The sequence below is a fragment of the Streptomyces sp. NPDC029292 genome (genome assembly GCF_055569295.1).
The window spans coordinates 29,635-43,100 of record NZ_JBVHXR010000007.1 but is presented as its reverse complement, the minus strand read 5'-3'; the positions used below and the strand labels follow the sequence as shown (position 1 = coordinate 43,100).

The window sequence follows — 13,466 nt, the reverse complement described above, 5'->3', positions numbered from 1 at the left end:
TTTTGGCTGAATCGGGAACGGACTGTCTCTGTGCCCACAGTGGGGGGCCGGTACGCGCGTAGTGAGTCCGAGCCCTCGGAAGGACCCCCTCTTGGCCGCCTCGCGCACTGCCTCGACCGCGAATACGAACAACGGCGCCAGCACCGCCCCGCTGCGCATCTCCTTTGCAAAGATCAAGGAGCCCCTCGAGGTTCCGAACCTTCTTGCGCTGCAAACCGAGAGCTTCGACTGGCTGCTCGGCAACGAAGCGTGGAAGGCTCGTGTCGAGGCGGCTCTGGACAGCGGACAGGACGTCCCCACGAAGTCCGGTCTGGAGGAGATCTTCGAGGAGATCTCCCCGATCGAGGACTTCTCTGGGTCGATGTCCCTGACGTTCCGGGACCACCGCTTCGAGCCCCCGAAGAACTCCATCGACGAGTGCAAGGACCGCGACTTCACGTACGCGGCCCCGCTCTTCGTCACGGCCGAGTTCACCAACAACGAGACCGGCGAGATCAAGTCCCAGACGGTCTTCATGGGCGACTTCCCGCTCATGACCAACAAGGGCACCTTCGTCATCAACGGCACCGAGCGTGTCGTGGTGTCGCAGCTGGTCCGCTCGCCGGGCGTCTACTTCGACTCCTCCATCGACAAGACGTCCGACAAGGACATCTTCTCCGCGAAGGTCATCCCGTCCCGGGGTGCCTGGCTGGAGATGGAGATCGACAAGCGCGACATGGTCGGTGTCCGCATCGACCGCAAGCGCAAGCAGTCCGTCACCGTTCTCCTGAAGGCTCTCGGTTGGACGACCGAGCAGATCCTCGAGGAGTTCGGCGAGTACGAGTCCATGCGCGCCACCCTGGAGAAGGACCATACCCAGGGCCAGGACGACGCGCTGCTCGACATCTACCGCAAGCTGCGTCCGGGCGAGCCCCCGACCCGCGAGGCCGCGCAGACGCTTCTTGAGAACCTCTACTTCAACTCGAAGCGCTACGACCTCGCGAAGGTCGGCCGCTACAAGGTGAACAAGAAGCTGGGCGGCGAAGCCCCGCTGGACGCCGGGGTCCTGACCGTCGAGGACATCCTCTCGTCGATCAAGTACCTGGTGAAGCTGCACGCCGGTGAGACCGAGACCGTTGGCAACAACGGCACCTCGATCGTCGTCGAGACCGACGACATCGACCACTTCGGCAACCGTCGTCTGCGCAACGTCGGCGAGCTCATCCAGAACCAGGTCCGCACGGGTCTGGCTCGTATGGAGCGCGTCGTCCGCGAGCGCATGACGACTCAGGACGTCGAGGCGATCACGCCGCAGACCCTGATCAACATCCGGCCGGTCGTCGCCTCCATCAAGGAGTTCTTCGGCACCAGCCAGCTGTCGCAGTTCATGGACCAGAACAACCCGCTGTCGGGTCTCACCCACAAGCGCCGTCTGTCGGCGCTTGGCCCGGGTGGTCTCTCCCGTGAGCGGGCCGGCTTCGAGGTCCGTGACGTGCACCCCTCGCACTACGGCCGCATGTGCCCGATCGAGACCCCTGAAGGCCCGAACATCGGTCTGATCGGCTCGCTCGCCTCCTACGGCCGGGTCAACGCGTTCGGTTTCGTCGAGACGCCGTACCGCAAGGTCACCGGTGGTGTCGTCACCGACGAGGTCGACTACCTCACGGCCGACGAAGAGGACCGATTCGTCATCGCGCAGGCCAACGCGCCGCTGACGGACGAGCTCCGCTTCGAGGAGTCCCGCGTCCTGGTCCGTCGTCGTGGCGGAGAGGTCGACTACGTCCCCGGTGACGACGTCGACTACATGGACGTCTCGCCGCGCCAGATGGTGTCGGTCGCGACCGCCATGATCCCGTTCCTCGAGCACGACGACGCCAACCGTGCCCTCATGGGCGCGAACATGATGCGTCAGGCCGTGCCGCTGATCAAGTCCGAGGCGCCGCTCGTCGGCACCGGCATGGAGTACCGCTGCGCCGTCGACGCCGGCGACGTACTCAAGTCGGAGAAGGACGGTGTGGTCCAGGAGGTCTCCGCGGACTACGTCACCACCGCCAACGACGACGGCACGTACACCACGTACCGCCTGCACAAGTTCTCCCGCTCGAACCAGGGCACCTCCGTCAACCAGAAGGTTGTCGTGGACGAGGGCGCCCGGGTCGTCGCCGGCCAGGTTCTGGCCGACGGACCGGCGACCGAGAACGGCGAGATGGCGCTCGGCAAGAACCTGCTCGTGGCGTTCATGCCGTGGGAGGGTCACAACTACGAGGACGCGATCATCCTGTCGCAGCGCCTCGTGCAGGACGACGTCCTCTCCTCGATCCACATCGAGGAGCACGAGGTCGACGCCCGTGACACCAAGCTCGGCCCCGAGGAGATCACCCGGGACATCCCGAACGTCTCCGAGGAGGTCCTCGCCGACCTCGACGAGCGCGGCATCATCCGCATCGGTGCCGAGGTCGTCGCCGGCGACATCCTGGTCGGCAAGGTCACGCCCAAGGGTGAGACCGAGCTGACCCCGGAGGAGCGCCTGCTCCGCGCGATCTTCGGTGAGAAGGCCCGTGAGGTCCGTGACACCTCCCTGAAGGTGCCGCACGGCGAGATCGGCAAGGTCATCGGCGTACGCGTCTTCGACCGTGAAGAGGGCGACGAGCTGCCGCCGGGCGTGAACCAGCTGGTTCGTGTCTACGTGGCGCAGAAGCGCAAGATCACGGACGGTGACAAGCTCGCCGGCCGCCACGGCAACAAGGGTGTCATCTCCAAGATCCTGCCGATCGAGGACATGCCGTTCCTGGAGGACGGCACCCCGGTCGACATCATCCTCAACCCGCTGGGTGTCCCGTCCCGAATGAACCCGGGACAGGTCCTGGAGATCCACCTCGGCTGGCTCGCCAGCCGCGGCTGGGACGTCTCCGGCCTCGCGGACGACTGGGCGCAGCGACTGCAGGCCATCGAGGCCGACGTGGTCGCCCCGGGCACCAACGTCGCCACCCCCGTCTTCGACGGTGCGCGTGAGGACGAGCTCGCGGGTCTGCTGCAGCACACGATCCCGAACCGCGACGGAGAGCGCATGGTGCTCCCGACCGGTAAGGCACCGCTGTTCGACGGCCGCTCCGGCGAGCCGTTCCCGGAGCCGATCTCGGTCGGCTACATGTACATCCTCAAGCTCCACCACCTGGTCGACGACAAGCTGCACGCCCGCTCGACCGGCCCGTACTCGATGATCACCCAGCAGCCGCTGGGTGGTAAGGCCCAGTTCGGTGGCCAGCGCTTCGGTGAGATGGAGGTGTGGGCGCTTGAGGCTTATGGCGCCGCTTACGCCCTCCAGGAGCTGCTGACCATCAAGTCCGACGACGTCACCGGCCGCGTGAAGGTCTACGAGGCCATCGTCAAGGGCGAGAACATCCCCGAGCCCGGCATCCCCGAGTCCTTCAAGGTGCTCATCAAGGAGATGCAGTCTCTCTGCCTCAACGTGGAGGTGCTGTCCAGCGACGGTATGTCCATCGAAATGCGTGACACCGACGAGGACGTCTTCCGCGCGGCGGAGGAGCTCGGCATCGACCTGTCCCGGCGCGAGCCGAGCAGCGTCGAAGAGGTCTGACGGGAGTCCGGTACGGAGGCTCAGAGATCACATCAATGAGCCTCCGTCCGGCCCCAGGACCCCCGTATCAGACCCCTAAGACTTACAACCCTGAGAGGGATTGACGCATAGTGCTCGACGTCAACTTCTTCGATGAGCTCCGGATCGGTCTGGCCACCGCTGACGACATCCGTCAGTGGAGCCACGGCGAGGTCAAGAAGCCCGAGACCATCAACTACCGCACCCTCAAGCCCGAAAAGGACGGACTCTTCTGCGAGAAGATCTTCGGTCCGACCCGGGACTGGGAGTGCTACTGCGGTAAGTACAAGCGTGTCCGCTTCAAGGGCATCATCTGCGAGCGCTGCGGCGTCGAGGTCACTCGCGCCAAGGTGCGTCGTGAGCGGATGGGCCACATCGAGCTGGCCGCTCCCGTCACCCACATCTGGTACTTCAAGGGCGTTCCGTCGCGTCTGGGCTACCTGCTCGACCTCGCCCCGAAGGACCTCGAGAAGGTCATCTACTTCGCGGCGTACATGATCACGTACGTCGACGAGGAGCGCCGCACCCGCGACCTGCCCTCGCTGGAGGCGCACGTCTCCGTCGAGCGTCAGCAGGTCGAGAACCGTCGCGACGCCGACCTCGAGGCCCGCGCCAAGAAGCTCGAGACCGACCTGGCCGAGCTCGAGGCCGAGGGCGCCAAGGCCGACGTACGCCGCAAGGTGCGCGAGGGTGCCGAGCGTGAGATGAAGCAGCTGCGTGACCGTTCGCAGCGCGAGATCGACCGTCTCGACGAGGTGTGGACCCGCTTCAAGAACCTGAAGGTCCAGGACCTTGAGGGCGACGAGCTCCTCTACCGCGAGCTGCGTGACCGCTTCGGCACGTACTTCGACGGTTCGATGGGTGCCGCGGCGCTGCAGAAGCGCCTGGAGTCCTTCGACCTCGACGAGGAGGCCGAGCGCCTTCGCGAGATCATCCGCACCGGCAAGGGCCAGAAGAAGACCCGTGCGCTCAAGCGCCTCAAGGTCGTCTCCGCGTTCCTGCAGACCAGCAACAGCCCCAAGGGCATGGTGCTCGACTGCGTGCCGGTCATCCCGCCGGACCTGCGTCCGATGGTGCAGCTGGACGGTGGCCGCTTCGCGACCTCCGACCTGAACGACCTGTACCGCCGCGTGATCAACCGCAACAACCGTCTGAAGCGACTCCTTGACCTCGGTGCCCCCGAGATCATCGTGAACAACGAGAAGCGCATGCTTCAGGAGGCCGTCGACGCGCTCTTCGACAACGGCCGTCGTGGTCGCCCGGTCACGGGCCCCGGCAACCGTCCGCTGAAGTCGCTGTCCGACATGCTCAAGGGCAAGCAGGGTCGATTCCGTCAGAACCTGCTCGGTAAGCGTGTCGACTACTCCGCGCGTTCCGTGATCGTCGTCGGTCCGCAGCTGAAGCTGCACCAGTGTGGTCTGCCCAAGGCCATGGCGCTGGAGCTCTTCAAGCCGTTCGTGATGAAGCGCCTGGTCGACCTGAACCACGCGCAGAACATCAAGAGCGCCAAGCGGATGGTCGAGCGCGGCCGCACGGTCGTGTACGACGTCCTGGAAGAGGTCATCGCTGAGCACCCGGTTCTGCTGAACCGTGCGCCCACGCTGCACCGCCTCGGCATCCAGGCCTTCGAGCCGCAGCTGGTCGAGGGCAAGGCCATCCAGATCCACCCGCTCGTCTGCACCGCGTTCAACGCGGACTTCGACGGTGACCAGATGGCCGTGCACCTGCCGCTCTCCGCGGAGGCGCAGGCAGAGGCCCGCATCCTGATGCTGTCCTCGAACAACATCCTCAAGCCCGCCGACGGCCGCCCGGTCACGATGCCGACCCAGGACATGGTCCTCGGTCTGTTCTTCCTGACCACGGACGGCGAGCTGCGTGACGTCAAGGGCGAGGGCCGGTCCTTCGGCTCCACTGCCGAGGCGATCATGGCGTTCGACGCCGGTGAGCTCGCGCTCCAGTCGGCCGTCGACATCCGCTTCCCGGTGGGCACCATCCCGCCGCGCGGCTGGACCCCGCCGGCGCGTGAAGAGGGCGAGCCGGAGTGGCAGCAGGGGGACACCTTCCGCCTCCGTACGACCCTGGGCCGTGCGCTCTTCAACGAGCTGCTGCCCGAGGACTACCCGTTCGTCGACTACTCGGTGGGCAAGAAGCAGCTCGGCGAGATCGTCAACGACCTGGCCGAGCGCTACCCCAAGGTCATCGTGGCGGCGACGCTCGACAACCTGAAGGCGGCGGGCTTCTACTGGGGCACCCGCTCCGGCGTCACCGTGGCCATCTCCGACATCGTCGTTCCCGAGGCGAAGAAGGAGATCGTCAAGGGCTACGAGGCGCAGGACGAGAAGGTCCAGAAGCAGTACGAGCGCGGTCTGATCACCAAGGAAGAGCGCACTCAGGAGCTCATCGCGATCTGGACCAAGGCGACCAACGAGGTTGCCGAGGCGATGAACGAGAACTTCCCCAAGACGAACCCCATCTTCATGATGGTTGACTCGGGTGCCCGAGGAAACATGATGCAGATGCGTCAGATCGCCGGTATGCGTGGTCTGGTGTCGAACGCCAAGAACGAGACGATCCCGCGTCCGATCAAGGCCTCCTTCCGTGAGGGCCTGTCGGTGCTGGAGTACTTCATCTCGACGCACGGTGCTCGTAAGGGTCTGGCGGACACCGCCCTGCGTACCGCCGACTCGGGTTACCTCACCCGTCGTCTGGTGGACGTCTCGCAGGACGTCATCATCCGCGAGGAGGACTGCGGCACCGACCGTGGTCTGCGTCTGGCCATCGCCGAGCGCGGCGCGGACGGCGTGCTGCGCAAGACGGAGAACGTCGAGACCAGCGTGTACGCACGTGCGCTGGCCGAGGACATCACCGTCGACGGCAAGGTGCTGGCCCCGGCCAACACCGACCTCGGCGACGTCCTCATCGACGAGCTCGTCAAGCACGGCATCGAGGAGGTCAAGACCCGCTCGGTCCTGACCTGCGAGTCCGCCGTCGGTACCTGCGCCATGTGCTACGGCCGTTCGCTGGCCACCGGCAAGCTGGTCGACATCGGTGAGGCGGTCGGCATCATCGCCGCCCAGTCCATCGGTGAGCCCGGTACGCAGCTGACGATGCGTACTTTCCACACCGGTGGTGTGGCCGGTGACGACATCACCCAGGGTCTGCCCCGTGTCGTCGAGCTCTTCGAGGCTCGTACGCCCAAGGGTGTCGCCCCGATTTCGGAGGCCTCCGGCCGAGTCCGTATCGAGGAGACCGAGAAGACGAAGAAGCTCGTCGTCACCCCGGACGACGGCAGCGACGAGACGGCGTTCCCGATCTCGAAGCGTGCCCGTCTGCTGGTGGGCGAGGGCGACCACGTCGAGGTGGGCCAGAAGCTCACCGTGGGTGCCACCAACCCGCACGACGTGCTGCGGATCCTCGGTCAGCGCGCGGTCCAGGTCCACCTGGTCGGCGAAGTCCAGAAGGTCTACAACTCGCAGGGTGTGTCGATCCACGACAAGCACATCGAGATCATCATCCGGCAGATGCTGCGCCGTGTGACGATCATCGAGTCGGGCGACGCGGAGCTGCTGCCCGGCGAGCTGGTCGAGCGTTCGAAGTTCGAGACCGAGAACCGTCGTGTGGTCCAGGAAGGCGGCCACCCGGCCTCCGGCCGTCCGCAGCTGATGGGTATCACCAAGGCCTCGCTCGCCACCGAGTCGTGGCTGTCGGCGGCGTCCTTCCAGGAGACGACCAGGGTTCTGACGGACGCGGCGATCAACGCCAAGTCCGACTCCCTGATCGGCCTCAAGGAGAACGTCATCATCGGTAAGCTCATCCCGGCCGGTACGGGTCTGTCCCGCTACCGCAACATCCGGGTCGAGCCGACCGAGGAGGCCAAGGCCGCGATGTACTCGGCCGTCGGCTACGACGACATCGACTACTCGCCGTTCGGCACGGGCTCCGGCCAGGCCGTTCCGCTGGAGGACTACGACTACGGTCCGTACAACCAGTAAGCGAGTCGGTTGTCAGTAACTGAAGGGCGGTCACCCCACGGGGTGGCCGCCCTTCGGCGTGTCAACGCCCGTTCTCCAGGTGAGCCTGGAGGTGGTGCAGCCGGGTGTGCACGTCGGGGTGCGAGTCGAGCAGCCGTGAGATCACCCCTTCCTTCTCGAACGGGACGCCCAGGGCCGCGGCGGTGACCCGTTCGGACTCCTCCCTGTCGTGTTCCTCGCGCAGCCATCGGGCCAGGAGACGCTCGCGGGGCCGGTGGAAGACCAGAACCCCGCTCAGCGCCCAGCAGCCCGGCGGGACCCACCAGGGCAGGCCGCTCACCATGTCGACGGCGTACGACGTCACGACGACGACGGTCAGGCTTGCCAGCACGTGGGGGGTGCAGAGCGACCAGCAGTGATCCGGGGAGCAGTACCGCCGCAGAGCCGGGGATGGCCGGTGAGGAACGCGGTGAAGCGGGCTTCGTCGATGGCGACCGCCTCGACCGGTTCCAGCACCGTCACGGTCGACGAGCGATGGCGTCCGCTAAGTGCCGCGCCCTCGCCCACGATGTCCCCGGGGCCGCGCAGCGCGAGGAGCGCCTCGTAGCCGTTTGCCGCGATCGCTGTGACCTTCGTCCAGTCGTGCACGAGGAGCACCACATGGGCGGAGGGCTCGTCCTGGTGCATGAGGACACTGCGGGCCCGGTAGTGCATGGGGCGTCCCATGGTCGGCAGGGCGGCACGGTCCTCGCTCTCCAGGCGGGCGAGAAAGGGCACGCCGTCGTCGAAGCCGTCGTCGTCCCATGCGCGTGTAAGCCCCCCGGTCATACCGCTGCCCCGGTGTTCACCTGCGCCGATGCCCTAGATGCCGCAACCGGTCAAGGTATTTTGAAGTAACCATGCAAAGAGCGAGCGGCAATCGGCCGCCCTGGCTGGGACCGCGCTCGCGCTATGGGGAGAGAACGGCCTGCGGCTTGCGCAGGCGGATGGTCGCCCGGCGATTCGAAGATCACGAAAAGCCCGGCCGAAGTGCACGGATCGTGGAATCGAAGATCACTTGGGATGGGTGGGCTTGGCATGGCCCACTCATCAGGGTGGGCGAAGCCCATTTGTTTTGACCGCAGCGAATGAGGTAGGTACGCTCAGACCTTGTGCCTGGGGTGTGCCCTGGCTCCCGTGCGTGCCTTCAACCGCACAAGGGGAGCCGTAGGCGGCCACCGTATTCTGCGCTCTTTCCGCCTCGCGGCGGGAGTCTGCAGCTTCGACACACCCGACCGCGTGGGTCGGCGATGTTTCAGGTTAGCTTCACCATTCGGCACACAGAAACCGGAGAAGTAGTGCCTACGATCCAGCAGCTGGTCCGGAAGGGCCGGCAGGACAAGGTCGAGAAGAACAAGACGCCCGCACTCGAGGGTTCGCCCCAGCGTCGCGGCGTCTGCACGCGTGTGTTCACGACCACCCCGAAGAAGCCGAACTCGGCCCTGCGTAAGGTCGCGCGTGTGCGTCTGACCAGCGGGATCGAGGTCACTGCTTACATTCCGGGTGAGGGACACAACCTGCAGGAGCACTCCATCGTGCTCGTGCGCGGCGGCCGTGTGAAGGACCTGCCGGGTGTTCGCTACAAGATCATCCGTGGTTCGCTCGACACCCAGGGTGTCAAGAACCGCAAGCAGGCCCGCAGCCGCTACGGCGCCAAGAAGGAGAAGTAGAAATGCCTCGTAAGGGCCCCGCCCCGAAGCGCCCGGTCATCATCGACCCGGTCTACGGTTCCCCTCTTGTCACCTCCCTGATCAACAAGGTGCTGCTGAACGGCAAGCGCTCCACCGCCGAGCGCATCGTCTACGGCGCCATGGAGGGCCTGCGCGAGAAGACCGGCAACGACCCGGTCATCACGCTGAAGCGCGCTCTGGAGAACATCAAGCCGACCCTCGAGGTCAAGTCCCGCCGCGTCGGCGGTGCGACGTACCAGGTGCCGATCGAGGTCAAGCCCGGTCGCGCCAACACGCTCGCGCTGCGCTGGCTCGTCGGTTACTCCCGCGCCCGTCGCGAGAAGACCATGACCGAGCGTCTGCTCAACGAGCTTCTCGACGCCTCCAACGGCCTTGGTGCCGCTGTGAAGAAGCGCGAGGACACCCACAAGATGGCCGAGTCCAACAAGGCCTTCGCGCACTACCGCTGGTAGTCGCTACCCCCATCGAGACCGAGAGAAGACCGAAGCCTTATGGCTACCACTTCACTTGACCTGGCCAAGGTCCGCAACATCGGGATCATGGCCCACATCGACGCGGGCAAGACGACCACCACCGAGCGGATCCTCTTCTACACCGGCGTCAGCTACAAGATCGGTGAAGTCCACGACGGCGCCGCCACCATGGACTGGATGGAGCAGGAGCAGGAGCGTGGCATCACGATCACCTCTGCTGCCACCACCTGTCACTGGCCGCTTGAGGACAACGACTACACGATCAACATCATCGACACCCCGGGCCACGTCGACTTCACGGTCGAGGTGGAGCGCTCGCTGCGCGTCCTCGACGGTGCCGTCACGGTGTTCGACGGTGTCGCCGGTGTCGAGCCGCAGTCCGAGACGGTGTGGCGTCAGGCCGACCGTTACGGCGTGCCGCGCATCTGCTTCGTGAACAAGCTGGACCGTACCGGCGCCGAGTTCCACCGCTGTGTGGACATGATCTCGGACCGCCTGGGCGCCCAGCCGCTCGTCATGCAGCTGCCGATCGGCGCCGAGATGGACTTCAAGGGCGTTGTGGACCTGGTCCGCATGAAGGCGCTCGTGTGGTCTGCCGAGGCCGCCAAGGGCGAGATGTACGACGTCGTCGACATCCCGGCCACGCACACCGAGGCTGCCGAGGAGTACCGCGGCAAGCTGATCGAGGGCGTCGCCGAGAACGACGAAGAGATCATGGAGCTGTACCTGGAGGGCGTCGAGCCCACCGAGGAGCAGCTGTACGCCGCGATCCGTCGCATCACCATCGCGTCTGGCAAGTCCAGCGACACCACGGTCACCCCGGTGTTCTGTGGCACCGCGTTCAAGAACAAGGGCGTTCAGCCCCTGCTCGACGCGGTCGTGCGCTACCTCCCGACCCCGCTTGACGTCGAGGCCATCGAGGGCCACGACGTGAAGGACCCCGAGGTCGTGGTCAAGCGCAAGCCGTCCGTGGACGAGCCGCTGTCCGCGCTCGCGTTCAAGATCATGAGCGACCCGCACCTGGGCAAGCTCACCTTCGTCCGGGTCTACTCGGGCCGCCTGGAGTCCGGCACCGCCGTGCTGAACTCCGTCAAGGGCAAGAAGGAGCGCATCGGCAAGATCTACCGCATGCACGCGAACAAGCGTGAGGAGATCGAGTCGGTGGGCGCCGGCGACATCGTCGCCGTGATGGGCCTGAAGCAGACCACCACCGGTGAGACGCTGTCCGACGACAAGAACCCGGTCATCCTGGAGTCCATGGACTTCCCGGCGCCGGTCATTCAGGTCGCCATCGAGCCCAAGTCCAAGGGTGACCAGGAGAAGCTGGGTGTAGCCATCCAGCGTCTCGCGGAGGAGGACCCCTCCTTCCAGGTTCACTCGGACGAGGAGACCGGCCAGACCATCATCGGCGGTATGGGCGAGCTGCACCTCGAGGTGCTGGTCGACCGTATGCGCCGTGAGTTCAAGGTCGAGGCCAACGTCGGCAAGCCGCAGGTCGCGTACCGCGAGACGATCCGCAAGGCCGTCGAGCGTCACGACTACACGCACAAGAAGCAGACCGGTGGTACCGGTCAGTTCGCCAAGGTGCAGATCGCGATCGAGCCCATCACCGAGGCCGACGGTCCGGCGTACGAGTTCGTGAACAAGGTCACCGGTGGCCGTATCCCGCGGGAGTACATCCCGTCGGTGGACGCCGGTGCGCAGGAAGCCATGCAGTTCGGCATCCTGGCGGGCTACGAGATGACGGGCGTTCGCGTCATTCTTCTCGACGGTGGCTACCACGAGGTCGACTCCTCCGAGCTCGCGTTCAAGATCGCCGGTTCGCAGGCCTTCAAGGAGGCCGCGCGCAAGGCCAGCCCTGTGCTGCTCGAGCCGATGATGGCCGTCGAGGTCACCACGCCCGAGGACTACATGGGTGAGGTCATCGGCGACATCAACTCCCGCCGTGGCCAGATCCAGGCCATGGAGGAGCGGATGGGTGCCCGGATCGTCAAGGGTCTGGTGCCGCTCTCGGAGATGTTCGGCTACGTCGGCGACCTCCGCAGCAAGACCTCGGGTCGCGCAAGCTACTCGATGCAGTTCGACTCCTACGCCGAGGTTCCCCGGAACGTCGCCGAGGAGATCATCGCGAAGGCCAAGGGCGAGTAACACACCCCGTTTACACGCTTTAGGCTTGACACCGACCGCCGGGGCTTGAATCCGGCAAGGGACGAGAAATCGTCCCCGGGGGAAAACCCCGGCGGGCGGCATCCCAGCAAAGATCACCTGGCGCCGATGAGTAAGGCGTACCAGAACCACTCCACAGGAGGACCCAGTGGCGAAGGCGAAGTTCGAGCGGACTAAGCCGCACGTCAACATCGGCACCATCGGTCACATCGACCACGGTAAGACGACCCTCACGGCCGCCATTACCAAGGTGCTGCACGACGCGTACCCCGACCTGAACGAGGCCTCGGCCTTCGACCAGATCGACAAGGCTCCTGAGGAGCGCCAGCGCGGTATCACGATCTCCATCGCGCACGTCGAGTACCAGACGGAGACGCGTCACTACGCCCACGTCGACTGCCCCGGTCACGCGGACTACATCAAGAACATGATCACGGGTGCGGCGCAGATGGACGGCGCCATCCTCGTGGTTGCCGCCACCGACGGCCCGATGCCGCAGACCAAGGAGCACGTGCTCCTGGCCCGCCAGGTCGGCGTTCCGTACATCGTTGTCGCCCTGAACAAGGCCGACATGGTGGACGACGAGGAGATCCTGGAGCTCGTCGAGCTCGAGGTCCGTGAGCTCCTCTCCGAGTACGAGTTCCCGGGCGACGACCTGCCGGTCGTCAAGGTCTCGGCGCTCAAGGCGCTCGAGGGCGACAAGGAGTGGGGCCAGTCGGTCCTGGACCTGATGGCCGCCGTCGACGAGGCGATCCCGACCCCCGAGCGTGACGTCGACAAGCCGTTCCTCATGCCCGTCGAGGACGTCTTCACGATCACCGGTCGCGGTACGGTCGTCACCGGCCGTATCGAGCGTGGTGTCCTGAAGGTCAACGAGACCGTTGACATCATCGGCATCAAGCAGGAGAAGACCACCACCACGGTCACCGGCATCGAGATGTTCCGCAAGCTGCTCGACGAGGGCCAGGCCGGTGAGAACGTCGGTCTGCTCCTCCGTGGCATCAAGCGCGAGGACGTCGAGCGCGGCCAGGTCATCATCAAGCCGGGCTCGGTCACCCCGCACACCGAGTTCGAGGCCCAGGCCTACATCCTGTCCAAGGACGAGGGTGGCCGCCACACGCCGTTCTTCAACAACTACCGTCCGCAGTTCTACTTCCGTACGACTGACGTGACCGGTGTTGTGACCCTCCCCGAGGGCACGGAGATGGTCATGCCGGGCGACAACACTGAGATGAAGGTTGAGCTCATCCAGCCCGTCGCCATGGAAGAGGGCCTCAAGTTCGCCATCCGTGAGGGTGGCCGGACCGTGGGCGCCGGCCAGGTCACCAAGATCAACAAGTAAGTCTTGTTGGCTTGATTGCCTGGTAGCTCCTTAGAGCTCCTTGGAAGGGCCCGTACGACTTCGGTCGTACGGGCCCTTTCGCTTGCCCGCGAGGAATCCGGAACCGCTTGCCCGCGGGGTTCCGAAATTATTCGACGCCGACGACCCGTTCCCCCCGGCTGCCCCTCCCTTCACTATTTGTCATGCCGC

General features: G+C 65.5%; 7 protein-coding genes and 1 pseudogene. 6 read left to right on the top strand and 2 right to left on the bottom strand.

What is annotated here, in order from left to right; translation table 11 throughout:
• Window positions 1-91: 91 nt before the first annotated feature.
• Window positions 92-3,577, top strand: a complete 3,486-nt coding sequence (gene rpoB / locus ACZ4WS_RS17170; RefSeq protein ID WP_467981163.1) for a DNA-directed RNA polymerase subunit beta — start codon at window positions 92-94, stop codon at window positions 3,575-3,577.
• A 110-nt stretch (window positions 3,578-3,687) separates the two neighbouring features.
• Entirely contained in the window at window positions 3,688-7,587 is a 3,900-nt protein-coding gene (locus ACZ4WS_RS17165) for a DNA-directed RNA polymerase subunit beta' (protein WP_467981161.1), read from the top strand.
• Window positions 7,588-7,648: 61 nt separating this feature from the next.
• On the opposite strand, the gene ACZ4WS_RS17160 is transcribed toward ACZ4WS_RS17165, so the two are convergent.
• Window positions 7,649-7,957, bottom strand: a complete 309-nt coding sequence (locus ACZ4WS_RS17160; protein ID WP_467981159.1) for a hypothetical protein — start codon at window positions 7,955-7,957, stop codon at window positions 7,649-7,651.
• A 50-nt stretch (window positions 7,958-8,007) separates the two neighbouring features.
• Window positions 8,008-8,394 (bottom strand): annotated as a pseudogene (locus ACZ4WS_RS17155) (Crp/Fnr family transcriptional regulator); the annotation flags it as partial.
• Between the two features lie 509 nt (window positions 8,395-8,903).
• Between ACZ4WS_RS17155 and rpsL the strand changes: the two are divergent.
• From rpsL to tuf, 4 genes are all read left to right on the top strand, one after another.
• Entirely contained in the window at window positions 8,904-9,275 is a 372-nt protein-coding gene (gene rpsL, locus ACZ4WS_RS17150) for a 30S ribosomal protein S12 (protein ID WP_003948652.1), read from the top strand.
• Between the two features lie 2 nt (window positions 9,276-9,277).
• A complete protein-coding gene (gene rpsG / locus ACZ4WS_RS17145) occupies window positions 9,278-9,748 on the top strand; it encodes a 30S ribosomal protein S7 (protein ID WP_003974303.1) in 471 nt (156 codons plus the stop codon).
• Window positions 9,749-9,787: 39 nt separating this feature from the next.
• Entirely contained in the window at window positions 9,788-11,917 is a 2,130-nt protein-coding gene (gene fusA / locus ACZ4WS_RS17140; RefSeq protein WP_467981157.1) for an elongation factor G, read from the top strand.
• Window positions 11,918-12,083: 166 nt separating this feature from the next.
• Window positions 12,084-13,277: an elongation factor Tu gene (gene tuf / locus ACZ4WS_RS17135; RefSeq protein WP_053753935.1), complete on the top strand. Its 1,194-nt coding sequence runs from the start codon at window positions 12,084-12,086 to the stop codon at window positions 13,275-13,277.
• Window positions 13,278-13,466: the final 189 nt, after the last annotated feature.

Bases quoted from the DNA above. Each gene is read 5' to 3' on its own strand.
- fusA (WP_467981157.1), top strand. From the start codon at position 9,788: ATGGCTACCACTTCACTTGACCTGGCCAAGGTCCGCAACATCGGGATC.
- rpsG (WP_003974303.1), top strand. From the start codon at position 9,278: ATGCCTCGTAAGGGCCCCGCCCCGAAGCGCCCGGTCATCATCGACCCG.